This window comes from Streptomyces sp. NPDC030165 (assembly GCF_055573595.1).
In genome coordinates, this window is the sequence record NZ_JBVIBD010000004.1 from 68,627 (window position 1) to 92,992 (window position 24,366).

21 protein-coding genes and 1 pseudogene are annotated in these 24,366 nt (G+C 71.7%); 8 read left to right on the plus strand and 14 right to left on the minus strand.

Translation table 11 applies throughout. The features are described 5' to 3' along the window. Positions 1-157 precede the first annotated feature (157 nt). Positions 158-376: a hypothetical protein gene (locus tag ACZ4Z1_RS09155; RefSeq protein WP_468485946.1), complete on the plus strand. Its 219-nt coding sequence runs from the start codon at positions 158-160 to the stop codon at positions 374-376. Between the two features lie 28 nt (positions 377-404). Here ACZ4Z1_RS09155 and ACZ4Z1_RS09160 read toward each other — a convergent pair whose 3' ends face one another. The 4 genes from ACZ4Z1_RS09160 to ACZ4Z1_RS09175 form a co-directional block, all read right to left on the minus strand. Next, a complete protein-coding gene (locus tag ACZ4Z1_RS09160) occupies positions 405-1,571 on the minus strand; it encodes a MerR family transcriptional regulator (protein ID WP_468485947.1) in 1,167 nt (388 codons plus the stop codon). 11 nt (positions 1,572-1,582) lie between these two features. Next, positions 1,583-2,506 carry a metal-dependent hydrolase gene (locus tag ACZ4Z1_RS09165; protein WP_468485948.1) on the minus strand — a complete coding sequence of 308 codons (924 nt, stop codon included), beginning with the start codon at positions 2,504-2,506 and terminating at the stop codon, positions 1,583-1,585. Between the two features lie 92 nt (positions 2,507-2,598). After that, positions 2,599-4,395: an SDR family oxidoreductase gene (locus ACZ4Z1_RS09170; protein WP_468485949.1), complete on the minus strand. Its 1,797-nt coding sequence runs from the start codon at positions 4,393-4,395 to the stop codon at positions 2,599-2,601. Continuing rightward, positions 4,392-5,270: a M24 family metallopeptidase gene (locus ACZ4Z1_RS09175; protein ID WP_468485950.1), complete on the minus strand. Its 879-nt coding sequence runs from the start codon at positions 5,268-5,270 to the stop codon at positions 4,392-4,394. Before ACZ4Z1_RS09175 ends, ACZ4Z1_RS09170 begins: the two co-directional genes overlap by 4 nt. Positions 5,271-5,586: 316 nt before the next feature. Here ACZ4Z1_RS09175 and ACZ4Z1_RS09180 point away from each other — a divergent pair, with 316 nt between their 5' ends. From ACZ4Z1_RS09180 to ACZ4Z1_RS09195, 4 genes are all read left to right on the plus strand, one after another. Continuing rightward, entirely contained in the window at positions 5,587-6,729 is a 1,143-nt protein-coding gene (locus tag ACZ4Z1_RS09180) for an ABC transporter ATP-binding protein (RefSeq protein ID WP_468485951.1), read from the plus strand. Then, entirely contained in the window at positions 6,719-7,630 is a 912-nt protein-coding gene (locus tag ACZ4Z1_RS09185) for an ABC transporter permease subunit (RefSeq protein WP_468485952.1), read from the plus strand. Before ACZ4Z1_RS09180 ends, ACZ4Z1_RS09185 begins: the two co-directional genes overlap by 11 nt. A 70-nt stretch (positions 7,631-7,700) precedes the next feature. Further along, a complete protein-coding gene (locus ACZ4Z1_RS09190; RefSeq protein ID WP_468485953.1) occupies positions 7,701-8,612 on the plus strand; it encodes an ABC transporter ATP-binding protein in 912 nt (303 codons plus the stop codon). A 16-nt stretch (positions 8,613-8,628) separates the two neighbouring features. Then, positions 8,629-9,420 (plus strand): ABC transporter permease, encoded by a 792-nt coding sequence (locus tag ACZ4Z1_RS09195; protein WP_468485954.1) that lies wholly within the window; start codon positions 8,629-8,631, stop codon positions 9,418-9,420. Between the two features lie 79 nt (positions 9,421-9,499). Here ACZ4Z1_RS09195 and ACZ4Z1_RS09200 read toward each other — a convergent pair whose 3' ends face one another. From ACZ4Z1_RS09200 to ACZ4Z1_RS09220, 5 genes are all read right to left on the minus strand, one after another. Beyond that, on the minus strand, positions 9,500-9,952 hold the full coding sequence (locus tag ACZ4Z1_RS09200) for a VOC family protein (protein WP_468485955.1): 453 nt from the start codon (positions 9,950-9,952) through the stop codon (positions 9,500-9,502). Positions 9,953-10,597: 645 nt separating this feature from the next. Then, positions 10,598-11,878, minus strand: coding sequence for a CynX/NimT family MFS transporter (locus ACZ4Z1_RS09205; RefSeq protein ID WP_468485956.1), 1,281 nt, complete (start codon positions 11,876-11,878; stop codon positions 10,598-10,600). A 213-nt stretch (positions 11,879-12,091) separates the two neighbouring features. Then, positions 12,092-12,802, minus strand: a complete 711-nt coding sequence (locus ACZ4Z1_RS09210; protein WP_468485957.1) for a FadR/GntR family transcriptional regulator — start codon at positions 12,800-12,802, stop codon at positions 12,092-12,094. A 157-nt stretch (positions 12,803-12,959) separates the two neighbouring features. Then, positions 12,960-14,324, minus strand: a complete 1,365-nt coding sequence (gene lysA, locus ACZ4Z1_RS09215; protein WP_468485958.1) for a diaminopimelate decarboxylase — start codon at positions 14,322-14,324, stop codon at positions 12,960-12,962. A 19-nt stretch (positions 14,325-14,343) separates the two neighbouring features. Then, positions 14,344-14,661: an SAV_915 family protein gene (locus tag ACZ4Z1_RS09220; protein WP_365836862.1), complete on the minus strand. Its 318-nt coding sequence runs from the start codon at positions 14,659-14,661 to the stop codon at positions 14,344-14,346. A gap of 395 nt (positions 14,662-15,056) precedes the next feature. On the opposite strand from ACZ4Z1_RS09220, the gene ACZ4Z1_RS09225 reads away from it, so the two are divergent. After that, positions 15,057-15,881 carry a MerR family transcriptional regulator gene (locus ACZ4Z1_RS09225; protein WP_468485959.1) on the plus strand — a complete coding sequence of 275 codons (825 nt, stop codon included), beginning with the start codon at positions 15,057-15,059 and terminating at the stop codon, positions 15,879-15,881. Positions 15,882-16,110: 229 nt separating this feature from the next. Here ACZ4Z1_RS09225 and ACZ4Z1_RS09230 read toward each other — a convergent pair. Both ACZ4Z1_RS09230 and ACZ4Z1_RS09235 read right to left on the minus strand, forming a co-directional pair. Beyond that, positions 16,111-17,019, minus strand: a pseudogene (locus tag ACZ4Z1_RS09230) (LysR family transcriptional regulator); the annotation flags it as partial. Positions 17,020-17,214: 195 nt separating this feature from the next. Continuing rightward, complete coding sequence (locus tag ACZ4Z1_RS09235) at positions 17,215-18,729, minus strand: MFS transporter (RefSeq protein ID WP_468485960.1); 1,515 nt, start codon at positions 18,727-18,729, stop codon at positions 17,215-17,217. A gap of 129 nt (positions 18,730-18,858) precedes the next feature. Here ACZ4Z1_RS09235 and ACZ4Z1_RS09240 point away from each other — a divergent pair, with 129 nt between their 5' ends. Together ACZ4Z1_RS09240 and ACZ4Z1_RS09245 are read left to right on the plus strand one after the other, a co-directional pair. Next, complete coding sequence (locus tag ACZ4Z1_RS09240) at positions 18,859-19,914, plus strand: Lrp/AsnC family transcriptional regulator (protein ID WP_468486299.1); 1,056 nt, start codon at positions 18,859-18,861, stop codon at positions 19,912-19,914. Between the two features lie 54 nt (positions 19,915-19,968). Then, complete coding sequence (locus ACZ4Z1_RS09245; RefSeq protein WP_468485961.1) at positions 19,969-20,664, plus strand: rhomboid-like protein; 696 nt, start codon at positions 19,969-19,971, stop codon at positions 20,662-20,664. Here ACZ4Z1_RS09245 and ACZ4Z1_RS09250 read toward each other — a convergent pair. From ACZ4Z1_RS09250 to serS, 3 genes are all read right to left on the minus strand, one after another. Next, entirely contained in the window at positions 20,546-21,286 is a 741-nt protein-coding gene (locus ACZ4Z1_RS09250; protein WP_468486300.1) for a hypothetical protein, read from the minus strand. The two genes, ACZ4Z1_RS09245 and ACZ4Z1_RS09250, sit on opposite strands and share 119 nt — an antisense overlap. 333 nt (positions 21,287-21,619) lie before the next feature. After that, a complete protein-coding gene (locus ACZ4Z1_RS09255) occupies positions 21,620-22,465 on the minus strand; it encodes an HAD family hydrolase (RefSeq protein WP_468485962.1) in 846 nt (281 codons plus the stop codon). Next, complete coding sequence (gene serS / locus ACZ4Z1_RS09260; RefSeq protein ID WP_365836876.1) at positions 22,462-23,751, minus strand: serine--tRNA ligase; 1,290 nt, start codon at positions 23,749-23,751, stop codon at positions 22,462-22,464. The genes ACZ4Z1_RS09255 and serS overlap by 4 nt, the downstream gene beginning before the upstream one ends. Positions 23,752-24,366 lie beyond the last annotated feature (615 nt).

The following is a 24,366-nucleotide window of genomic DNA, read 5'->3' on the forward strand; positions in this document are numbered from 1 at the left end:
TCCCGAGTGGACCGAGTGGATGCGGCTGAATGGCGGTCGGGGGTGCGGCGGTATCGGATGAGGGAGTCAGGCCCGGAGGTTCGTACGGGCCCGTCGGCTCCAGCAGCTCCAAAGGTTCCAGAAGCTCCAGCGGCTACAGATGAGGAAAGAAGCCCCCATGCGCATACGTACCGCCACCGCCCTCGGCGCACTGTCCCTGACCGCTGCCGCCGCCCTGCTCGCCACCGGCACGGCCGTCGCGGACAGTCACAGTGGCCGGGGCCCCGGTGCCGTCACCTTCGGCAAGCACACCTACGCACCGTCCGCCGCTTCGTACAACTGGGGAGGGAACAACTGGAACAGCAAGGTCGTCTTCGGTGACATGATCCTCGACTGAGCCGGGGCGGGGGAAGGAAGTCCGGCGGTCAGCGGGGTGGGGTGCGGCGGGCGGTCAGCTCGTCCATGGTCCGGGCGTGGACCTCGCGTTGGGCGGCGGCGGCGATGAAGGCTGCCACGTTCTCCTGGCCGACCAGGTCGCTTACGGCATGGATGGTCTCGGCGGGGAGCGAGACCATGATCGGTTCGGTGCCGGTGCCGGTGCCGGTGCCGGTGCCGGTGCCGGTGCCGGTGCTGGGGGTGGCGCTGGCGTCGGCACCGATACCGGTGGTGCTGGGGGCGGTGGTCGCCGTGGGGCGAGGCGTCTGGGTACGGGCCGGTTCGGTGGCCGCACCAGCCGCTGGCCCCCGGGGCGGGCTCGCGTCCCCGGTTCGTGCGCCGACTGCCTCACCCACGCGTTCGCCCACTGGGCCGCCGGCCGGGCCATTCCCCGATACACCCAGTGCGCTGATGTCGCCGAGGTGGTGGTGGATGTAACGCGTGGCCAAGGTGCGCATCGCACGGGCCAGTTCAGCGTCGACGGTTTGCTGGGCGAGGGGGCGGAGGCGGCGTACGAGGCCGGCGGCTTCGGTGGCTTCGGCGTCGGTGGGCTGGTGGTCGAAGTAGGGGTGGAAGACGTATTCGGTGGTGAAGTCGAGGAAGCGGGCCGCTATGTGCTCGACTTGGCCGCGGAGTTCGCGCAGGTGGCCGGAGATGGCGGTGAGGGGGACGCCCGCGGAGTGCAGCTCGGCGGCGACGGCCAGTTCCTGGGGGCTGGGGACACGGAAGGCGTCGTCGCTGCCGGGGAGGCGTTCCAGGACGCCCAGTTCGACGGCGTCCGCCAGGGCCTCTTCGTCCGGTGTGCCGCCGAACGCGGCGTCCAGTTCCTCGCGGGTGATGCGGGCCGCTTCCTCGTCGCTCCACGGGCCGTCGATCTCGGCGACCAGGCCCAGTACGCCGCCGAGGCCGCGGCCGGTGTCCCAGGCTTCCAGGAGTTCCTTGATGCTGGCGAGGGTGTAGCCGCGGTCGAGCAGGTCGGCGGTGCGGCGCAGGCGCTCCAGGTGCGCGTCGCCGTAGACGTTGGCCCGGCCGCGGCGCTCCGGTTTGGGGAGGAGGCCGCGGTCCTGGTAGGCGCGGATGGTGCGGACCGAGGTGCCGCTGATGTGGGCCAGGTCCTCGATGCGGTACTCGGCCGGCGGCGGCGACTGGTCGGTCAATGCGGTGCTCCTCACGAGATGGCCGCGCGGCCCACCGCACCCGCCGCGGCGCGGGCAGCCGGGGAGGACGCCAGGTATGCGACGGCCTTGCGCAGCGACCCTTCCTGTGAGGGATGGTACGACCGCTTCAGGTAGCGCGGTACGGCGGCGCCCAGCTCGCGCCAGGTCGGCAGGAGCTGGGCGCGTACGGCCCGGTTGTGCGCGCGCAGGGAGTAGCGCAGGCGGCCGGCCAGTTGCGGGTCGTGGCGTATCAGGTAGCCGGCGCCCCAGGCCCACAGGTACAGGAGGACGGGCGCGGTGACGGCCATGCCCAGGACGCGGCGGGCGTAGCGGGGCAGGCCCTCGCCGCCGGTGTGCTCGTACATGTCGAAGGCCACGGCGCGGTGCTCGACCTCCTCCGCGCCGTGCCAGCGCAGCAGGTCGAGCATGACCGGGTCGGGGCCGGCCCGGTCCAGGCCCTCGGCGTGCAGCACCCAGTTGCCGAGGACGGCCGTGAACTGCTCGATGGCGGCTATGAGGGAGAGCCGGAAGCGCAGCCACTCCTGGGTGGGTATCGGGGCGGCGAAGGGGGGCCGTTCGCCGAGGAGGTATTCGAAGAGGAAGTCGACGTGCTGGGTGTAGGGGGCGGTGTCCAGGCCCTGGTGGGCGAGGTGTTCCAGGACGTGGGCGTGCTGGACGCTGTGGGTGGCCTCCTGGCCCATGAAGCCCTTGACGTCCTTGAGGAGCGCGGGATCGCGGACCAGCGGCAGGGCTTCCTTGAAGACCTTGACGAACCAGCGCTCGCCCGCGGGCAGCAGCAGGTGCAGCACGTTGATGACGTGGGTGGCGGTGGGTTCGTCCGGTATCCAGTGCAGCGGGGTTTCGCGCCAGTCGAACGAGACACGGCGGGGTGCGATCGTGTGGTGCTCCTCCGGTTCGGTGGGGTTCGTGCTCACGCTTGGGCTCCTGACGTGGGACGTGAGGGGGGAGGGAGGCGCCGGGGCGGTGGTGTGCCCGCCCCGGCCTGCCCGCACTGTGGCGCACGCACTCACACGGGCGGCTCGATACGGGCCAGCGCGCGCAGCGCACGCGGGGCGAAGCGGGACATCAGGTGGGCGCCGCGCGCCTCGGGCGCGACGGGGACGACCGCCTCGTTGCGCACCACGGCCCGCAGGATCGCGTCGGCGACCTTCTCCGGCGGGTAGTTGCGCAGCCCGTACATCCGGGACGTCTTGGCCTGGCGGCGCTTCTCCTCGTCCGCCGAGACGCCCGTGAAGCGGGCCGTCGCGGTGATGTTGGTGTTCACTATGCCGGGGCAGATGGCCGTGACGCCGATGCCCTGACCTGCCAGTTCGGCGCGCAGACACTCGCTGAGCATCAGCACCGCCGCCTTCGACGCCCCGTAGGCGGACAGGATCCTCGACGGCTGGAAGGCCGCGGCGGAGGCGGTGTTGACGATGTGGCCGCCCTGGCCGCGCTCGGCCATCTGCCGGCCGAAGAGCCGACAGCCGTGGATGACACCCCACAGGTTGACGTCCAGGACCTTCTTCCAGTCCTCGGAGGTCGTGTCCAGGAAGGAGCCGGACAGACCGATGCCGGCGTTGTTGACCAGCACGTCGACGGTGCCGTACTCGACGGCGACCTTGTCGGCCAGCTTCTCCATGGCGGCCTCGTCCGAGACGTCCACCACCTCGGCCCACGCCTGCGGGGCGCCGACCAGCCGCGCCAGGTCGGCCGTACGGGCCACGCCCTCGGCGTCCCGGTCGACGGCGACGACGCGCGCGCCCGCCTCGGCGAAGGCGAACACGGTGGCCCGCCCGATGCCGCTGGCGGCGCCGGTGACCAGCACCAGCTGCCCGCCGAACCGGTCGGCGTACGGGCCGGCGGCGACGACGTCCTTGGCCGGGTCTCCTTCGCCGTCCTCCTTCGACGTCACGAACTCGCCGATCCAGGCGACCAGTTGGTCCGGCCGCGTGCGCGGCACCCAGTGTTTGGCCGGCAGGGTGCGCCGCACCAGCTGCGGCGCCCAGTGGTCGAGGTCGTCGTAGAGACGCTGGGACAGGAAGGCGTCGCCGGTGGGCGTGATCAGCTGCACCGGGCAGTGGGCGTACGCGTCGGCGCGCGGGCGGCGCAGCCGGGCACGGACGTTGTCGCGGTAGAGCCACGCGCCGTGCGCCGCGTCCGTGGGCAGGGACCCTGTCGGATAGTCGCCCGCCGGTACCTTCTCGACCCGCTGGAGGATCTTCGGCCAGCGCTTGCCGAGCGGTCCCTTCCAGGCCAGCTCGGGCAGGACCGGGGTGTGCAGCATGTAGACGTACCAGGACTTGGCGCCCTGGTTGAGGAGCTGCGCGGCACGGCGCGGGGTGGGGCGGGACGCGCGCTTCTTGATCCAGTGGCCGAAGTGGTCCAGCGACGGGCCGGACATCGAGGTGAAGGAGGCGATCCGGCCTTCGGTGTGCCGGACCGTCGCGAACTCCCAGGCCTGCACCGAGCCCCAGTCGTGGCCGACCACGTGGACCGGCCGGTCCGGGCTCACCGCGTCCGCGACGGCGAGGAAGTCGTCGGTCAGCTTCTCCAGCGTGAAGCCGCCGCGCAGCGGTTCGGGCGCCGTGGACCGGCCGCAGCCCCGGACGTCGTACAGCACCACGTGGAAGCGGTCGGCCAGGCCGCGGGCCACCTCCGACCACACCTCCTTGCTGTCCGGATAGCCGTGCACCAGCACCACCGTGGGGCGCGCGGCGTCGCCCAGCTCGGCGACGCACAGCTCCACCCCGCCCGTACGGACCCAGCGCTCCCGGGCGCCTTCCAGCCCGGCCTGACCCTGCCCCTGACCCTGCTCGCTCATGCGGCCTTCTCCTCCTGCCAGCGCCGCACGTGCGGCAGATCGTCGTCCAGCCAAAAGGCGCTCTCCTGCGGGTCCGCGGAGTCCGTCACGACGAGGATCTCCTCGAACTTCGCTCCCGTGCCCCGGAAACCGAGGTGCGGTTCGACCGCCCACAGGCCCGGCTGCGGTGGGTGGTCGGAGAACTTGTACGGGCTCCACAGCGGCGACCAGCCGTCGCGGTGGCCGTGCAGCGCGTCGGAGGCCAGACCCTTGAGCGACTGTGTGCCGAACCCGAACAGGGTGGGTGACCAACGGCGGGCCGTCACCCGGTCGATCTTGTGGGCTATGACGCCGAAGGGGTAGGCGCGGTGCCGGTTCACATGGCCCTGGCGCACCATGAGCCGCTCGACGTCCTCGTAGATCTCGCGCAGCGGGCGGCGCTCGCGCACCTCGCGCAGGATCAGTTCGCGGTGTGCTTCGAGGTCGGCCAGCAGCCGGTCGTGGACCGGGTTGAGCCCGAGGCAGCCGGAGTAACCGATGTCGGCGGTGTAGCCCTGGTGGACCGGCGCCATGTCGAGGATGAAGGCCATCCCGGGCTCCAGGCGCCGGTTGGTGGGGAAGAACTGCAGCGGTATGCGGAAGCCCGTGAACGCCGTACGGTCGCCGAACCAGGCGAAGGGGAGGTGGAACCAGTCCCGGACACCGCGCTCGCGCAGCCACTCGCGCTGCATCCGCGCCGCTTCCCGCTCCGTCACCCCCGGCCTGAGCTGCGCGGCGACCGCCTCGGCGCAGGCGTACGCCAGTCGCTGCACCTCCCTGAACCCCCGCAGCTCGGCGGTGAGTTCACGTTCCCCGCCGCCCTCCCGGGCCGCTGCGGCCCCTGTTGCTGAGGTCATCGCCAACCGTCCGTCCCGTAAACCGTTCATCGCGGTACGTGCCCGTAACTTGACACTGATGAATGTGACAATGCCTGGCGGCGGCGTCAAGGGGTCGGTCCGCGCCTGTGGAAAACCACGCTCGGGGAAAACCCGCCGGACGCGACCCGGGCACCGGATCAGCCACGCCGCTCGGCCCGTCACGCCGCGCGACCCGTCACCCTCCCCGCCCACCACACTCCCGCCCCCACCCCAGGGAGCCCAAAGCAGGACCTCCCCTACGGGCCCCTACGCCTGTGGTCGGACGCCGATCCAGCCGCCAGGTCTGACGACCGGTGTGGTGCGCGCCACTACCGTCGATGACGTGACTGTGATCGTGACCGAAAGCCTGAGCAAGCGGTACCCGAGGGTGACCGCGCTGGACCGGCTCACCGTTGACATCGGCCCCGGGGTGACCGGCCTGGTGGGTGCCAACGGCGCCGGCAAGTCCACCCTGATCAAGCTGCTGCTGGGCCTCGCCCCGGCCAGCGAGGGGTCCGCGACCGTCCTCGGCCTGGACGTGGCCAGGGAGGGCGGCGCCATCCGGGAGCGCGTCGGCTACATGCCGGAGCACGACTGCCTGCCGCCCGATGTCTCGGCCACCGAGTTCGTCGTCCACATGGCGCGCATGTCGGGCCTGCCGCCGACCGCCGCCCGCGAGCGCACCGCCGACACGCTGCGGCACGTCGGCCTCTACGAGGAGCGCTACCGCCCCATCGGCGGCTACTCGACGGGCATGAAGCAGCGCGTGAAGCTGGCGCAGGCGCTGGTCCACGACCCGCAGCTGGTCTTCCTGGACGAGCCGACCAACGGCCTGGACCCGGTCGGCCGTGACGAGATGCTGGGCCTGATCCGCCGTGTGCACACCGACTTCGGCATATCGGTCCTGGTCACCTCACACCTCCTCGGCGAGCTGGAGCGCACCTGCGACCACGTTGTCGTCATCGACGGCGGGAGGCTGCTGCGCTCCTCCTCCACCGACGACTTCACTCAGCTCACCGCCTCCCTCGCCGTCGAGGTCACGGACACCGACGAGCACCCGGACGGCACGGCGGCGCTGCGCGCGGCCCTGACCCGCGCCGGGGCCGCCGTGACCACCGCGGTGCCCGGCTCGGAGAGCGGCGCCTCCGCCGCCCACGTGCTGTACGTGGAGGCCACCGGCGAGGAGACGTACGACCTGCTGCGCGACACCGTCGCGGGCCTCGGCCTCGGCCTGGTCCGGATGGAACAGCGCCGGCACCGCATCTCCGAGGTCTTCCAGAGCGACGAGGCCACCCAGGGGGAAGACGCTTCCCGGAGCGACGTCCCCCGGAGCGACGACGCGGCGCGCACGGACCCCCAGGAGGCCCGCAGCCCGCACCCCACCGCCTCCCACCCCACCGCCTCCGCCACGACCGCCCACCGAGCCACCAAGGACGGAGGCGCCCCCGATGCCGCCTGAGACCAGGAACCCCGCCACCGCCGCAGCGGCGCAGGACGTCATCCACGACATCGGCTACCGGCACTTCGACGGCCCCCGCCTGGGCCGCGCCTACGCCCGCCGCTCCCTGTTCTCGCAGAGCCTGCGCGGCGCCTACGGACTCGGCCGCTCGCCGAAGTCCAAGGTCCTGCCGATGCTGCTGTTCGCCGTCATGTGCCTGCCGGCGGCCATCATGGTGGCGGTCGCGGTGTTCACGAAGATGAAGGACCTCCCGGTGGCGTACACCCAGTACGCGATCTTCCTCCAGGCGGTCATCGGCCTCTACCTGGCCGCCCAGGCACCGCAGTCCGTCTCCCGGGATCTGCGCTTCAAGACGGTGCCGCTGTACTTCTCGCGACCGATCGAACGTGTCGACTACGTGGCGGCGAAGTTCGCGGCCATGGCCAGTGCCCTGTTCATCCTGACCGCCGCGCCGCTGCTGATCCTGTACGTCGGCGCGCTGCTGGCCAAGATGGACTTCGTCGACCAGACCAAGGGGATGGCCCAGGGCCTGGTCTCGGTGGCGCTGCTGTCCCTGCTGTTCGCCGGGGTCGGTCTGGTGATCTCCGCGCTGACCCCGCGCCGCGGCTTCGGCGTCGCCGCCGTCATCGCCGCGCTGACGATCCCGTACGCGGCGGTGAGCGCCGTCCAGGGCATCGCCGCCGTACAGGGCCAGGAGGGGGTCGTGGGCTGGCTCGCCCTGTTCTCGCCCATCACCCTGATCGACAGCGTGCAGGCGACGTTCCTCGGCGGTACCGCGTCGTTCCCCGACGAGGCCCAGCCGTCCACCGCCGCCGGACTGGTGGCCCTCCTGGTCACCCTGCTCGCCGTCGCGGGCTCGTACGCCCTGCTGATGCGCCGCTACCGGAAGGCCGGCCTGTGACCGCCCGCCCCGCGCCCACGCAGGCGCACCCGACGCCCGCCACCAGCCCCCGAAGGAACGGGCCGCGCCCATGACGACCATCCAGATCGACCACGTCTCCCGCTGGTTCGGCAACGTCGTTGCCGTCAACGACATCACCATGACCATCGGCCCCGGTGTCACCGGCCTCCTCGGCCCCAACGGTGCGGGCAAGTCCACCCTGATCAACATGATGGGCGGCTTCCTCGCCCCGTCCGGCGGGTCCGTCACCCTCGACGGCCGCCCCACCTGGCGCAACGAACGCATATACCGTGACATCGGCATCGTGCCCGAACGCGAGTCGATGTACGACTTCCTCACCGGCCGCGAGTTCGTCGTCGCCAACGCCGAACTCCACGGCCTGGGACGGGACGCCGCGCGGCGCGCGCTGGCCACCGTCGAGATGGAGTACGCGCAGGACCGCAGGATCAACACGTACAGCAAGGGCATGCGCCAGCGCGTGAAGATGGCGTCGGCGCTGGTCCACGACCCGTCCGTACTGCTGCTGGACGAACCGTTCAACGGCATGGACCCGCGCCAGCGGATGCAGCTCATGGACCTGCTGCGGAGGATGGGAGCCGAGGGCCGTACGGTCCTGTTCTCGTCCCACATCCTCGAAGAGGTCGAACAACTGGCCTCGCACATCGAGGTGGTGGTCGCCGGGCGGCACGCCGCCTCCGGTGACTTCCGCAAGATCCGCCGCCTGATGACGGACCGGCCGCACCGCTACCTCATCCGCTCCGACGACGACCGCGCCCTTGCCGCCGCCCTGATCGCCGACCCTTCCACGGCCGGCATCGAGGTGGACCTCCAGGAGGGCGCGCTGCGCGTCCAGGCCGTCGACTTCCCGCGCTTCACCTCCCTGCTGCCGCGCGTCGCCCGCGACCACGGCATCCGCCTCCTGACGGTCTCGCCCTCCGACGAGTCCCTGGAATCGGTTTTCTCCTACCTCGTCGCGGCCTGAAAGGAGCCTGAAAGCGATGTCAGCGACCTCATCGGTCCGGCCGGACCCGTCCCCGGCGCCCGCAGCGGGCTCCTCGACGGCCTCGCCGGTCTTCAACCCCACCGTCGCCCGGCTCACCTACCGGGCTCTCCTCGGGCGGCGCCGCGCGCTGATCCTCTTCGCGCTGCCCGCCCTCCTGATCGTCATCGCCGTCGCCGTACGGGCACTGGCCGGAGCCGACGACTCCACCGCCAACGGCGTGCTGGGCACGTTCGCGCTCGCCACGATGGTGCCGCTGATCGGCGTCATCGCCGGTACGGGCGCGATCGGCCCGGAGATCGATGACGGCTCGGTCGTCTACCTGCTGGCCAAGCCCCTGCGCCGCTCCTCGATCATCTTCACCAAACTGGTCGTGGCCGTCGGCGTGACGGCCGCCTTCTCCGCGATCCCGGTGCTGATCGCCGGCTTCGTCCTCAACGGCAACAGCCAGCAGATCGCGGTCGCGTACGCGGTCGCCGCGGCCGTGGCCTCCGTCGCGTACAGCGCGCTGTTCCTCTTCTTCGGCACGGTCAGCCGGCACGCGGTCGTCTTCGGCCTGGTCTACGCCCTGGTGTGGGAGACCCTCTTCGGCAACCTGGTCCCGGGCGCGCGCACGCTGAGCGTCCAGCAGTGGGCCCTCGCGGTGGGCCAGAAGATCGGCGCGGAGGGCGCGATCACCTCCGAGGTGGACCTGCCGCTGGCGGTCGTCCTCCTGGTGGCCGTGACGGGCCTGGCCACCTGGTACGCGGCCCGCAAGCTGCGGGCGCTGACGCTGGCGGGGGAGGAGTAGGGGGCGGCCCGGCCGCTGCCGTCTTACGGCGCGGCCGGGCTTCCCGCTTTCACGCATACGCGAGCGCGCGTCAAGCGGCCTACACCGCGCAGAACTCGTTCCCCTCCGGATCCCGCATCAGCCACCAGTGCCCCTCAAGCCCCAGATCGACCTCGCGGACGCGCGTCGCCCCCAGCTTCTCCAGCCGGTTCACCAGTGCGTCGAGACCGCCGGTCCCGCTGTGGATGTCGATGTGCAGGCGGTTCTTCCCGGCCTTGCCCTCGGGCACTTCCTGGAAGAGCAGCCGCCGACCGCGGCCGACACCGCTGACCGCGTCGAACGGGTCCTCCGGGTGGCGGATCGCGGCGTAACCCCGGAAGGTCTTACGGCCCCGGTGCTCGGCAACGGCCTCTTCGCCGATGTGCCCGGCAGCCAGCAACTGCTCGACGAGGGCGCTGGGATCCTCCACCTCGTACTCCAGGGCCGCGGCCCAGAAGTCCGCGAGGGCGGGGGCGTTACTGCTGTCGATGACCAACTTCCACGTCAGTGCCATGGGGGTAGTTATACCTACCGTCACTGACAACGGGTCGGTATCGGGAGCGGGGCGGGCGGGGGTGGGCGAGGGTGTCATCGCCGTGGCCGTGCGCCGGACCCCTGCGGTATCTGGCAAGTTGGCTCAGTCGGCGACGAAGTAACCTCGACCGCTCACCACGTACACGAGCCCTTCGGCGCGAAGGCTGACGGATTCACTCAGTTTGCTACCGAGGTGGCGACATAGTCAGCTAGTCCGACTGTCCGGTGTCCACCGGAAACGAATGCGCCCCAGGGCGACCGGGCGAGGGTCGACTCCTGGGGCTGAGACGACTGACTAGAAGTCGACCTGATGCGCGACTTTGTCGCGAGGTTTCCGAAACTGGCCCAGTCGATGCAGGAGTTGTCGGCATGGCACTCGTGCGCACGATGTCGGACGGCCCCAGCTCACCGCCGAGGAGGTCTGGTTCATATTGCGCCGGACAGCTGAATGCCTGACGGACGCGCTGAACGTCGCTGAGCTACGAGGTGAGCGGTTGGCCGCAGCGGACGATTAGCGGCCTCAGTCAGGTAGCCCTGATGCCGTAACGCCGCAGAACTCGGCGAGCGCTGCCAGAGATCACAGGATCGCTGGCAGCGCTCGCAATGGAGGGCGGGGCCGTCCCCGTTACGCCTCCGTGCCGATCCGGCGGTCCCGCCCCGCGCCCAGTCCCAGCAGGACCAGCCCGGCACAGACGACCAGCAGCAGCACGATCGGCACCGTCCAGCCGTGTGTCGCCTGGTGGACCGCGCCGAGGACCAGCGGGCCGGCGGCGGCCAGGAGGTAGCCCCAGGTCTGGGCCATGCCCGAGAGGCGGGCGGCGGTGTGGGCGTCCCCGGAGCGCAGCACCATCATCGTCAGGGCCAGTCCGAGTGCGCCGCCCTGGCCGATGCCCAGGAGTACGGCCCAGATCCAGGCGCCCGCCACCGGGGCCACCAGGAGGCCGACGATGCCGCAGGCCATCAGGGCGGTGACGGCGACGGCCAGCAGCCGCTGCCGCCGCATCCGGCCGGCGAGCATCGGCACCACGAAGGAGCCGGCCATCTGCACCAGGGTGCTGAAGGCGAAGACCAGCCCGGCCGTGGCCTTGCTCATGCCGTGGTCGGTGAAGATCGTCGGCAGCCAGGCGATCATCACGTACGCGATCAGCGACTGCGAACCCATGAAGAGCGTGACCTGCCAGGCCAGCGGGGTACGGCTCAGGTTCGGCCCGTCCTCGGTGGCGTGCGCCGGTGTCGCGGCGGCCTGGCCGTGCCATGTACCGCGCCGCGCGATCACCGCCTGCGGGATCCAGACGACGGCGGCGACCGCGGCCAGCAGTGCCCAGGAGGCCAGCGAACCCTGCCAGCCGCCCAGCGCGTTCTCCAGCGGCACGGCGGAGGCCGCCGACACGGTGGCGCCCAGGATCATCGCCGTCGAGTACAGGGCGGTCATGCCCGCGGCCTGCTCCGGGAAGTCCCGCTTGATCAGGCCGGGCATCAGGACGTTCAGCAGGGCGATGGACGTACCGACCACCGCGCAGCCCACGAACAGGGCAACGACCGGCGGGGCGATGCGCAGCAGGATGCCGCCGCACAGCAGCACCAGCGCGCCGCACAGCACCGTCTCGGTGCCCCAGCGGCGGGCCAGCCGCGGCGCGGCGATCGAGCCGAGTCCCATGAAGACGAGCGGGATGGTGGTCACGAGGCTGCTCGCGGTGGCGGCCAGGTGGTAGTGGTCGCCGATCTCGCTCACCAGCGGGGAGACGCCGGCCAGTGCGGCGCGCATGTTCAGTGAGGCGAGCACGATGCCGAGCAGGACCAGGACCGGGTGGGCGCGCAGCCGGCGGCGGGCCGCGGCGACCGGCGGTGCCGGGGCCAGGTCCTCCTCGGCGTCGATCAGTGGTGCTTCGGGCCGGGTCCCTGACATGGGTGGGTGACTCTCCTTGCGTGTGTGGGGGTGTTGGGGTGTGGAGGTGTGGGGGCGTACGGGCCTGGCTCGGGGCCGCGAAAGGAGGGGAAGGAACGTTTCTGCGATGACGGTCCGGGCGTGGTTGCCGCTCCGTACGGCGGAGTGTGACACCGCACTCCCTGCGGAACGGACGTGACCGCGCGCCCCGTACTCACCGGCGTCCGGCCCCGCTCACCGCCCCGCGAGCAGCGCCTCCACCGCCCGTTTCGGAGGTTCCAGCAGCGCGCGGGCGGCTTTTTCGGCGGCCTCCGGATCGCCGGAGGCGATCGCGTCCAGGACGGCCCGGTGGTCGCCGTGCACGATCCGCGGCATCAGCTCGTCGCCGAGCGAGGAGACCAGCGCCTCGCGTACGGAGCTGCTGAACCAGGCGTACGTGGCGGTCAGCGCGGTGTTGTGCGCGGCCTCCACGACGGCCCGGTGGAAGGCGACGTCGTGATCGGCGTACAGCTCCAGGTCGCCGCCGAACGGCTGCCCGCCGGCGGCCTCCAGCGCGGCCTGGGCGTCCAGCGCGGCGCGCATCCGGTCCAGGTCCTCCGGCCGGTGCCGCTGGGCCGCGAGCCGGGCGGCCTCCGCCTCCAGGGCGATGCGCAGCTCCAGCACGTCCCGGACCCCGGCCCGCTGGACGCCGCGCATGATGTCGCCCGGGTCGGTGCGGGAGAGGACGAAGGTGCCCTCGCCCTGCCGGGAGCGCAGCATGCCGGCGTGCACGAGGACCCGTACGGCCTCTCGGACGGTGTTGCGGCCGACCTGGAGCTGTTCGGCCAGGGCGTGCTCGGTGGGGATGCGTTCGCCCACCGGCCAGGTGCCGGCGGTCAGCTGGGCGCGCAGGGCGTCGACGACGGTGTCCACCAGGGACTGCCGTCCCGCTGCCTGCAACGCCATGCGCGTCTCCTGTTCCGTTCCGGGCGGAAGGGCGGGCAGCCCTGATTCGCCCGGTTGCCCAGTCATCCTACAATTGGTGAGTGCAGTATGCACGGAGTTTTCGCTCCGCGCACACCGCACCCGTCCTCCCGGGCCGCCTCGACGCCCCGGGCAGGTCTCACAACCCGATGTCGCGCTCCTGGATGTCCGCCAGCGACTCCCGCCGTACGAGGACCCGCGCGTGCCCGTCCGCGACGGCGACCACCGGCGGACGGCCGACGAGGTTGTAGCCCGAGGCCATGGACAGGTGGTACGCGCCCGCCACCGGTACCGCGATCAGGTCCCCCGGCCGCACGTCCCCGGGCAGCCGGACGCCGGCGGCGAGCACGTCGCCCGCCTCGCAGTGCCGGCCGACCACGTTCACCGGTTCGGGCACGGCGCTGGACCGCCGGCCGACCAGCCGGGGCGCGTACCGCACCCCGTAGAGCGCGGGCCGGGGGTTGTCGCTCATCCCGCCGTCGACGGCCACGAAGGTGTGCCCGCCGGTCCGCTTGACGGACAGCACCCGGTACAGGACGACGCCCGACGGCCCCGCGATGGCGCGGCCCGGCTCGACGGTCAGCCGGGGCACCGGCAGCCCGGCCGCCGCGCAGCCGCCCGCCAGCTCCGCCCGTACCTTGGCGCCGAGCGCGGCGATGTCCATGCTGTCCTCGCCGGGCCGGTAGGCGACGCCGTGGCCGCCCCCGATGTCCAGCTGCGGCAGGGTCAGGCCGTGCTGTTCGTGGATCCGGGCCAGCAGCCCGACCAGCCGCCGTACGGCCGACAGGTACGGCTTCACGGTGGTGATCTGCGAGCCCAGGTGGCAGTGCAGCCCGACCAGTTGGAGCCGCGGCTGGCCCAGGATGCGGGTGATGGCGTGCTGCGCCGAACCGTCGGCCAGGGACAGGCCGAACTTCTGGTCGTCGGTGCCCGTACGGATCTTGGCGTGCCCGCCGGCGGCGATGCCCGGCACCACCCGTACGAGGACCTGCTGCCGGGTGCCGACGGGCACCGCGGCGGCCAGCCGGGCGATCTCGGAGGTGCTGTCGATGACGATGCGGCCGACCCCGAGGCGCAGCGCGGTGCGCAGGTCCTCGGGGCTCTTGGCGTTGCCGTGCAGCACGATGCGGGCGGGCGGGAAGCCGGTGGTGACGGCGAGTTCCAGCTCACCCGCGGAGCAGACGTCCAGGCCCAGGCCCTCTTCGCGCACCCAGTGGGCCATGGCGCGGCACAGGAACGCCTTGGCCGCGTACAGGACGTCGGCGTCGGGGAAGGCGCGCAGGTAGGCGCGGCAGCGGGCGCGTACCTCGGCCTCGTCCAGTATGTAGGTGGGGGTGCCGAAGCGGGCGGCGAGTTCGGTGAGGGGGACGCCGCCGACAGTGAGGTCGGCGTCGGGCAGTTCGGCCGTCGAGGCAGGCCATACGCCCAGGTCGGCGGGGCGGACGCTAGGCGGGTCGGTCCGCTGCCCCGCGGAGGACTGCGGTGTCGTGGTCGTCACGGTCATGGTGGTCCTGCGCCCCTTCTCAGACGGCCCGCAGCAGCGGCGTACGGGGTGTACCGGGGGCGAGGCGCGGGTCCACGGTCAGGACGGCGGCGCCGAGCGGTTCGGTGAGGGCGCGCAGCGCGGGCTCGGCGAGCCGGATCCACGGCTGGTCGCTGCCGAGCGCCGCGGCGAGCCGCTGCGGGGAGGTGAAGCCGACGGCGGTACGGCCGCCGAGCGGGGTGCGGAACAGGCGGGCCGTACAGCCCGCGGGGCCCGGCCGGACGGGGACGAACAGCAGTCCGGCCGGGACGGGTTCGGCAGGTTCGGGATCTTCCGCGTACAGGTGTTGCTGGGACACGGCGTCGCTCCTCGCGCAGGACTGGCCCCGGACCGGTGGGAAGGAGAGTGCCGGGGCTCCTCCTCGACGCTATGCCCGTACCGGCACGTGCACGGCGGCGTACTGACGCATCGTTGACGGCCCGTGGACGCCCCTTGACGGAATGCTGGTGCCCCGGCGCACGCCCCGGTGCACGGACTCGACGTGCGCCCCGGCGCGGGCCCGTGCATACGCCTCGGCATATGCCGAATCGCGGCGCGTCGCCGCCCCGCATCCACGAGGATCGCCCCGACCATCGCTCGTCCTCTACAGGGCTCCGTCCGCCGCCCGCGCTCTGCGGGGCCCGCCCGCCGCCCGCCCTCTTGACCTTCACACCGTGGCAAGCCCTGTACTGGGGCACTGCACTGGGAGACGTCATGTTCACCATCGGAGAGTTCGCGGGCCACGGCCGTGTGTCGGCCCGGATGCTGCGCCACTACGACGCCATCGGGCTGCTGCGCCCGGCCCGTACGGACCCGGTCACCGGATACCGCTACTACGAGGCCGGCCAGCTCGCCCGCCTCAACCGCATCATCGCCCTCAAGGACCTCGGCTTCAGCCTCCAGCAGGTGACGGCCATCCTGGACGAGCAGGTCAGCGCGGCGGAACTGCGCGGCATGCTGCGGCTGCGCCGGGCCGAGCTGGCGGCGGCGGTCACCGCGGCCGGCGCCCGCCTGGCCCGGGTCGAGGCGCGGCTGCGGACGATCGAGGGCGAGGGGCGGATGGCCGCCGACGAGGTGGTGGTCAAGCGTGTCGAGGCGGTACGGGTCGCGGAACTGACCGGCACGGCGGCGAGCTTCGGGCCCGAGGACGTCGGCCCGGTCATCGGCCCGCTGTACGACGATCTGTTCCGGCGGCTGGCCGCCGCGGGCGTCGAGCCCGCGGGCCCGGGCATCGCGTACTACGAGGACGTGCCCGGGGGCGGGGACCGCATCACGGTGCACGCGGCGGTCGTGGTCGCGGCCGCCCCGCAGCCGGCCCACGACTTCGCGATCGTGGACCTGCCCGCGATCGGGCAGGCGGCCACGGTGGTGCACCGCGGGCCCATGGAGCGGGTGCTGCCCACCGCCCAGGCGCTGGCCCGCTGGCTCGACGACAGCCCCTACCACTCCGCCGGGTACCCGCGGGAACTGACGCTGGAGTGCCCGGAGGACCGGGAGGGGTGGGTGACCGAGCTGCAGGAGCCGATCATCGCGGAGTGAGACCGGGGGCGTGGGCTTCCGGTACGTCGGCCGCGTCGACTGCGTCGGCCACGTCGGCGTCATTCCGTGCGCCCTCAGGTGCGCCGGCGCGTAAAGGGGAGCACTGGCTCACGTGTGCTTCGGTGCCGGCGATTCGCCGTGCGCGGGGCCTTGTGCGCGTACCGGTCACCGTATCGGCAGCCGTGCCCGGCGCTGTCCCCGATGCCGTACCCGATGCCGCGCCCGCGCCGAGCGACCCGTTCACCGTCTCGGCGAACTCCACCGCCACCGGGCTCAGTGCCGCCCACTGCCGTACCGCCCAGCCGGCCGCCAGCGGCGGCAGCCCCGGGACCGGGATCAGCCGCAGCGCCGGATGCCCGGCGCCCCGCCAGCCCGGCAGGTCCGGCACCACCGCGTGCCCGACGCCCAGCTCCGCCAGCAGGATCGCGGTGTCCCAGTCGGCGACGCTGGTGGAACTGGCGGGCGCGGCGGCCGGTCCCGGCACGGTCTCCGGACGTCCCAGGTGGCCGTCGAGCCGCATCCGGGAGACGGAGTTCTCCGGCAGCCGGATGTGCCGGATGCCGGACAGGCCGCCCGCCAGCTCACCGGGTTCGATGTGGTCCCGCGTGGCGAGCGGGTCGTCGGACCGTACGGCGAGCACCCACGGCAGCTCCAGCACCGGATGCTGCTCGATGCCGCGTACGGGCGGGCCGATGGTGATCCAGGCCAGTTCGGCGGTGCCGTCGGCCACCGCCTCGAAGCAGCGGCGGCCGGAGTTCTCGGTCTGGAACTCCAGGTCGACGTGCGGGTGACGGGCGCGGAAGGCGACCACCGCCGCGGACATGAAGTGCCGTACGGTCGTCGCTCCCGTGGTGATCCGCAGCGTGCCGCCGTCACCCCGGCGCAGGTCGGCCAAGCGGCGCAGGGCCAGGTCCAGTTCGGCGAGCGAGCCGGTCGCGGCGCGGCACAGGATGCGGCCCGCCTGGGTGGGGGCCACCCCGCGCGACTGCCGCTCCAACAGGGCGATTCCTGCCTCGCGTTCGAGCCGTTTGACGCGCTGGCTGACCGCCGACTGCGTACAGCCCAGGTCACGGGCGACGGAGCTGAGGCTGCCCGCCTCGCAGACGGCGACGAAGGCGCGGAGGTCGTCGAGAGTCACCGACCCAAGGTATAGCTGGGGCGTTTGGAAGAAAACCCGAGGATTGACTTGGGTGAGCGGACGGGACGAGGATCGGTGCAGGGCCCAGGGCGGCCACCCGGAACCGGCTACGGCGCCGTACGGTTCCGGGGGCCGACCCGCCATGGGCCGGCCCCCCTGGGGCAGGAGTGCCGTACGGACGCTTCCGTACGGCTCTTACCCCCGGTCGGCGCCGACGGGCACCCCAGCGGCGTGGTCCCGGCTGCCGGGCGCCGACCCGGTCGCACCGTCGCGCGCCTCCGGGCTCGAACCACTGCTCGCCGAGGCCGCCGGAGCCTCCCGCTCCGCATCCCGTTGCCGTACGACCACCAGCACCAGCAGCCCCGCCGCCACCGCCACCACGCCCGCGACCAGTGACACCCGGGTCAGGCCGTGCACGTATGCGGCACCGGGGGCGGCGTGCGCGCCCGCGGACCGCATGCCCTGGGTGAAGAGCGTGCCGAGGATGGCGATGCCGAGCGCGTAGCCGAGCTGGCGGAAGGTGTTCACCGCGCCGCTGGCCATGCCGGCGCGCTGGGGCGGGGCCGCGCCGAGCGCCGCCGAGACCAGCACCGGCATCGACATGCCGATGCCGAGGCCGCTGACGAGCAGGCCCGGGACGAGGACCGCCCAGCCGGAGTCGTCGTTCAGCAGCAGGACGTGCAGCAGCGGGCCGGCACCGATCAGCAGGAGACCGATGCCGATCGGCAGCCGCGGCGCCAGGCGGTGCAGGAACCGGCCGCCGAACATGCCCACGGCCATCGACGCCACCGCCATCGGCAGCACCGCGACACCGCCCATCACCGGGCTCAGGCCCAGGATGTTCTGCACCCACAGGCCCACGTACGTCAGGTACGGGAATGCCGCGGCCTGGAGCAGCAGCGCGGCCGCCATCAGCACCGCGAAGGTCGGGCGCCGCAGCAGCTTCAGGTCCAGCAGCGGCTGCCGCGCGCGGCGTTCCACGGCGACGAAGGCGAGCAGGGACAGCAGGGCCACCGCCAGCGCCAGCAGGGTGCCGGACTCCGTCCAGCCCTCTTCGCCGCCGCGCATCAGCCCGTACGTCAGTGCGCCCGCGCACAGAGTGAAGGCGCCGGCGCCCGGCCAGTCGATGCGCGCCGCACGGTTGCCGTGCGACTCCTGGACCGTCCGCAGGGTGATCCAGACCGCCACCGCCGTCAGCGGCAGGTTGACCAGGAAGATCGCCCGCCAGTCCACGTACTGGGTCAGTACACCGCCCAGCACCGGCCCGACCGCCGCCGCGGCGCCGCTCGTACCGCCCCAGATGCCGAAGGCCACGCCGCGGTCACGGCCCTGGTACGCGGCCATCAGCAGCGGCGTGTTGGTGGCGAACATGGCTGCCGCGCCCACGCCCTGCACCGCCCGCGCGGCGATCAGCACGCCCTCGTCGGGTGCCAGCCCGCAGGCGAGCGAGGCCAGCGCGAAGAGCCCGAGGCCCGCCAGGTACAGCTTGCGGCGCCCGAACAGGTCGGCCGCCGAGCCGGCCACCATCAGGAGGGCGGCCAGCGCCAGCGCGTAGATGTCCATCACCCACTGGAGCGAGGTGAAGGAGGCGTCCAGACCGTCGGCGATCCGCGGCAGCGCGGTGTTCACGATCGTGACGTCGACGAGCAACATGAAGTTGCCCAGGGTGATGGCGACCAGGGGCCACCATCTGCTCCGCCCGTTGTGCATCAAGAACCTCTGTGGTCGGTGAGTGTCATGTTCCGTTCCGTCCCCCGCACCAGATTCCGGTCCGTCCCCCCGCCGCTCCCAGCCACGGCGCTGCACGCGGCGTGATCCGACACGCGTTAGCCTTTGATGGTGAAATCCGACGGCTTCGACCCACTGGACCGGGGCCTGGTCCACGCCCTCCAGCTCGACGGCCGGGCGCCCTTCAGCCGTATCGCCGAGGTCCTCGGCGTCTCCGACCAGACCGTCGCCCGCCGCTACGGCCGGCTGCGCGGCGCGGGCATGATCAAGGTCATGGGGCTCACCGACCCGGCCGTACTCGGCGAGACCGAGTGGATCGTACGAGTCCAGTGCACGCCCGACGCGGCCGTCGCGGTCGCCGAGGCGCTCGCCCGGCGGCCCGACACGTCATGGGTGAGCCTGATGTCCGGCGGCACTGAGATCGTCGTGGTCTGCCGTTCCGCGAGCAGCCGGGACAGCGACGCGCTCCTTCTGCAGAAGCTGCCACGCACACCGAGCGTGGTCGGGGTCACCGCGCACTGCGTGGTCCACGAGTTCTTCGGCGGCCCGCTGGGGCTGGTCAACAAGTCCGGCGCGCTGACCGAGGAGCAGGCCGCACGGCTGCGCCACCCGGCGTCCGCGGCGGCCGATGCGCGGGCCGCCGACCCGCCCGGACGGACGGCACCCGTCATCCTCACCGATGCCGACCGGCGCCTCCTGGACGTCCTCGCCGAGGACGGGCGCACCAGCCTCGCCGAGCTGGCCGCGACCACCGGCTGGTCCCAGTCCACCGTCCGCCGCCGGCTCTTCGAGCTGCGCGCCGACGGCGCCCTCTATTACGACGTCGATTACGACGCCCGGCACTTCGGGCTCGGCGTGATGGTCTCCCTCTGGCTCTCCGTCGCCCCCAGCGAACTCGCCGCCACCGGCACGGCCCTGGCCCAGCACCCCGAGGTGGCCTTCGCCTGCGCCACCACCGGCCCGCACAACCTCTTCGCGTCGGTCCTGTGCCCGGACGTGCGCGCCCTCTACACGTACCTGACCACCCGGATCGCCGCACTGCCCGCCGTACGGAACATGGAGACGGCCCCGCTGATCCGCCGCCTCAAGGGCGCCGGACCCCACGGTTACGGACGCATCGTCTCCGGCCCGATGGCCCCCGCCCCGTCACCGGCCCGCGCGCGATGAGGCCGGTGCTGACACGATGAAACCGGCTGACGCGATGAAACCGGTGCTGACGCGATGAAGCCGATCCTCCCCTCCTCGCCCGCCGACCGGGTGGCCGCGTGGGTACGAGCCTCCCCCGGCACCCACATCTGGCTGCTGGTCATCGGCGTCACCAGCCTCGTGGTCGCCGGCGCCAGCGAGGGGCTGGAACACTTCCTCCTCCACCGCACCAGCAGCAACATCCACGAACTGAACCGGCACCCCCTCTCCTCCCTCCTCATCAGCGGCTTCTGGATCGAGAACCCGGCCTCCTTCATCCTCTACGCGGCCCTGTTCGAGCTGGTGCACGCCAACGTCGAGCGCTGGCTGGGCACCTGGCGCTGGCTGCTGACCGTCGGTGTCGCCCACATCACCGCCACCCTCGCCAGCCAGGAACTGGTCCTCCTCGCCATCGAGGGACACCGGCTGCCCCGCTCCATGACGCACGTCGTCGACATCGGCGTCTCGTACGGCCTGGCAGCGGCAGCCGGCCTGCTCACCTACCGGCTGCCACCGCCCTGGCGCCACCTCTACCTGGCGTCCGTCGTCGGCTTCTTCGGCGTCCCGCTCCTGTCAGGCGCCACGTTCACCGACATCGGCCACGCCATCGCACTCATTCTTGGTCTCGCCGCTTGGGCCTTGACCCCGGATGCCGGTGCGGACGGGGCTGGGGACGCGGCAGCGGACGCGGACCGGAACGCAACTCCCGGACATCCTCCGACAGATCACTGAGCCGCTCACTCATCGCGCACACGACGCGGTTGGTGGCGTCCAGCCGCCGGTCCAGCCGGTCCAGCCGCACGGAGATCCGGCCGATCACCGGTCCCAGTTCCCGCAGAGCGGGACCGATGTCGGCGAGCGACGATTCGACGTTCGTGAGCCGCCGGTCAAGTGACTCGACCGTCGGCGCCGGCCCGGCCTGCCGGGGCGACTCGACCCGTCCCCGCGCGTCCTCCTCGACGTCGAGAAGGTACGCACGGACCGCCCGCGCGACCTCGCTGTCGCGGAGGAGCATGGCGATGTTGAGGATGGTTCGGCGGGTGTAGAGGGTGAGATGGGCGCGGCCCTGTGGATAACTTCCGCTTGAAAGAGACAGGTTGTCGCTTTCAAAGGCCCGCAGGTCAGAGCCACGGAGCACGCGCATACCGTTCTCCCGAAGTTCTGGACGGTGACGCTGCATGAGCCTGTTGATAACTCGCTCACCCACCTCGAAGTACTCGGCGACCATCCGCGTGGTGACATGCAGCCCGTCGGGCAGCAGCGCCAGCGTCTTCACCTTCTCCAGAGCGCCCACGCGCCCCATCACACTGTCGCGCATCGCCCGCGACTCCAGCAGTACAGCTTCAGGTGGCATGTACATGCCCTCCACTAAAACCGGAACGGCTTCAGAGGGACATGTTGTCCCTCTGAACTGAACGCCCGTATCCAGGGCCCAGGAGCGGAGGCTGCTCACGGATGCCACTACCTCTGTGTCCGGTTCTCAGCCGTACGGTTGCACCGCTTCACGGCCGTCACCGGCAAACCCCAGCACTTCACGCACTCTCGACGCCTCGAACTCCAGTTGCCTCCACGCACAAGGGACAACGAGTCGATAAACGTACAGTTACCCCGTCCCGGGCATGACTTCGCGCGTACGTTCCGAAAAGAAGACCGACACAGAGGGCGGACGCGGACGGGCCGGGGTGTCTCAGGCCCCGTACAGTCGTTCCAGGACGACCGCGATGCCGTCCTCCTCGTTGGAGGCGGTGGTCTCGTCCGCGACGGCCTTGAGTTCGGCGTGGGCGTTGGCCATCGCGACGCCGTGGGCGGCCCAGCCGAACATCGGGATGTCGTTGGGCATGTCGCCGAAGGCGATGGTGTCCGCGGCCTTCACGCCCAGGCGGCGGGCGGCCAGGGAGAGGCCGGTGGCCTTGGAGAGGCCGAGCGGGAGGAGCTCGACGACGCCTTCGCCGGCCATCATCACGCCGACCAGGTCGCCGGAGACCGCGCGCGCGGCGTGGGCCAGTTCGTCGTCGCCGAGGGTGGGGTGCTGGATGTAGAGCTTGTTGATGGGGGCTGCCCACAGCTCGCCGGGGTCCTGGATCTCCAGGTTCGGCAGCGGGCCTTCCTGGATGCGGTAGCCGGGGGCGACCAGCACCTCGCCGTCCAGGCCGTCCCGGCTCGCGGCCAGGAACAGCGGGCCGACCTCCGCCTCGATCTTGGCGAGTGCCAGTCCGGCGAGCTGCCGGTCCAGGGTGACCGAGGTCAGCAGCCGGTGTTCGCCGGCGTGGTAGACCTGCGCGCCCTGCCCGCACACCGCTATGCCGTCGTAGTCCAGCGCATCGAGGATGTGCCGGGTCCACGGCACCGCGCGGCCCGTGACGACGATGTGCGCGGCACCGGCCGCCGTGGCCGTGGCCAGGGCGGCGCGGGTGCGCTCGGAGATCGTGTCGTCGTGCCGCAGGAGCGTTCCGTCGAGGTCGGTCGCGACGAGCTGGTACGGCAGCGGGCGGGCCTGGTCGGCCCGGTGCGCGGGCTCGGGGGCGGTGGTCACCGGGCGACGGGCTCCAGGATCTCCCGGCCGCCCAGGTACGGGCGCAGCATCTCGGGGACGCGCACGGAGCCGTCCGCCTGCTGGTGGTTCTCGAAGATCGCCACGATGGTGCGGGGCACCGCGCAGAGCGTGCCGTTGAGGGTGGCGAGCGGCTTGACCTGCTGCTTGCCGTCCTTGTTCGTCCGCATGCGGACCGACAGGCGGCGGGCCTGGAACTCGTCGCAGTTCGAGGCGCTGGTCAGCTCGCGGTACTTGCCCTGGGTGGGGATCCACGCCTCGCAGTCGTACTTGCGCGAGGCGGAGGCGCCCAGGTCACCGGTGGCCACGTCGATCACCTGGAAGGGCAGTTCCAGGCCGGTCAGCCACTGCTTTTCCCAGTCCAGCAGGCGCTGGTGCTCGGCCTGGGCGTCCTCCGGGTCGACGTACGAGAACATCTCGACCTTGTCGAACTGGTGGACGCGGAAGATGCCCCGGGTGTCCTTGCCGTACGTACCGGCCTCGCGGCGGAAGCACGGCGAGAAGCCCGCGTAGCGCAGCGGCAGCTTGTCCGCGTCGACGATCTCGTCCATGTGGTACGCGGCGAGCGGTACCTCGGAGGTGCCGACGAGGTAGTAATCGTCCTTCTCCAGGTGGTACACGTTCTCCGCGGCCTGGCCGAGGAATCCGGTGCCCTCCATGGCGTGCGGGCGCACCAGGGCCGGGGTGAGCATCGGCGTGAAGCCGGCCTCGGTGGCCTGCGCGATGGCGGCGTTGACCAGCGCGAGCTCCAGGAGCGCGCCGATGCCGGTCAGGTAGTAGAAGCGCGAGCCGGAGACCTTCGCGGCGCGTTCGACGTCGATGGCGCCGAGCGCCTGGCCGAGCTCCAGGTGGTCCTTGGGCTCGAAGCCCTCGGCGGCGAAGTCGCGCGGGGTGCCGACGGTCTCCAGGACGGTGAAGTCCTCCTCGCCGCCGACGGGCACGTCGGGGTGGACGAGGTTGCCGAGCTTCAGCAGGAGGGACTGGGTCTCCTCCTTGGCCTGGTCCTGCTCGGCGTCGGCGGCCTTGACGGCAGCGGACAGCTCCCCGGCCTTCTTCAGCAGCGCGGCCTTCTCGTCGCCGGTGGCCTTGGGGATGAGCTTGCCGAGCGACTTCTGCTCGGCGCGCAGCTCGTCGAAGCGGACGCTGGAGGTCCTGCGCCGTTCGTCGGCGGAGAGCAGTGCGTCGACGAGCGCGACGTCCTCTCCACGGGCGCGCTGGGACGCGCGCACACGGTCGGGGTCCTCACGGAGCAGGCGAAGGTCAATCACCCCACCAGGCTACCGGGGCAGGAGCGTGACCTTCGACGCCATATTCCCCGCGTGGCGTTATGTCCAGTTTGTTTATGTTTAGTGCGTTTGGTTATTCCGGGTGGTACGGCACGGTAAGGCGACTCGGCGGGGCCGCATAAGGGGTGCATAAGGGGCGTGCGGGATGTGGGTGCGGTGGGGCGGCGAGGAAGGCGCGAGGTGTGGGGAGTGTGGACGGGCGCCGTATGGGCGGGCGGAAAGTGGCGGAAAAAAGCGCCGGAAAAAATCTTGCGCCGGTGTCGGTGCAGGGGTAGGTGCTCTGCGCGCGCCGATCGGCTCCCCTTGCGGGAGGCCGGAGTTGGCGGGCGAGCCGGGGTGGAGGGTGACGAGGGTTGTACCCAGGGTTGTCCACAGGGTGGGGGAGTTACGGAATCTTATCCACAGGCTGTGTGTGGGATCTGTGGAAGTCGGAAGTGCGGGTTCCGTTTCAAGAATGCGTTGCCATGGATTCACCGACGAAACCCCTAGTGGACGCTCTTTCGTGTGGGATTTCCTCGCCCTAAAGGATTGTTCGCGTAATTTGTGCTGACGCGGAGCGGGGTGCGGTGCTGTGGAAGGCCCTGGGGGTCGGTAGAG

Coding starts and splice junctions, on each gene's coding strand:
- ACZ4Z1_RS09205 (WP_468485956.1), bottom strand. CDS start 11,878: ATGTCAGGGACCCGGCCCGAAGCACCACTGATCGACGCCGAGGAGGAC.
- ACZ4Z1_RS09250 (WP_468486300.1), bottom strand. CDS start 21,286: ATGCCACCTGAAGCTGTACTGCTGGAGTCGCGGGCGATGCGCGACAGT.
- ACZ4Z1_RS09190 (WP_468485953.1), top strand. CDS start 7,701: ATGACGACCATCCAGATCGACCACGTCTCCCGCTGGTTCGGCAACGTC.
- lysA (WP_468485958.1), bottom strand. CDS start 14,324: ATGACCGTGACGACCACGACACCGCAGTCCTCCGCGGGGCAGCGGACC.
- ACZ4Z1_RS09245 (WP_468485961.1), top strand. CDS start 19,969: ATGAAGCCGATCCTCCCCTCCTCGCCCGCCGACCGGGTGGCCGCGTGG.
- ACZ4Z1_RS09155 (WP_468485946.1), top strand. CDS start 158: ATGCGCATACGTACCGCCACCGCCCTCGGCGCACTGTCCCTGACCGCT.
- ACZ4Z1_RS09195 (WP_468485954.1), top strand. CDS start 8,629: ATGTCAGCGACCTCATCGGTCCGGCCGGACCCGTCCCCGGCGCCCGCA.
- ACZ4Z1_RS09235 (WP_468485960.1), bottom strand. CDS start 18,729: ATGCACAACGGGCGGAGCAGATGGTGGCCCCTGGTCGCCATCACCCTG.
- ACZ4Z1_RS09225 (WP_468485959.1), top strand. CDS start 15,057: ATGTTCACCATCGGAGAGTTCGCGGGCCACGGCCGTGTGTCGGCCCGG.
- ACZ4Z1_RS09175 (WP_468485950.1), bottom strand. CDS start 5,270: ATGACCTCAGCAACAGGGGCCGCAGCGGCCCGGGAGGGCGGCGGGGAA.
- ACZ4Z1_RS09200 (WP_468485955.1), bottom strand. CDS start 9,952: ATGGCACTGACGTGGAAGTTGGTCATCGACAGCAGTAACGCCCCCGCC.
- ACZ4Z1_RS09210 (WP_468485957.1), bottom strand. CDS start 12,802: ATGGCGTTGCAGGCAGCGGGACGGCAGTCCCTGGTGGACACCGTCGTC.
- ACZ4Z1_RS09185 (WP_468485952.1), top strand. CDS start 6,719: ATGCCGCCTGAGACCAGGAACCCCGCCACCGCCGCAGCGGCGCAGGAC.
- ACZ4Z1_RS09170 (WP_468485949.1), bottom strand. CDS start 4,395: ATGAGCGAGCAGGGTCAGGGGCAGGGTCAGGCCGGGCTGGAAGGCGCC.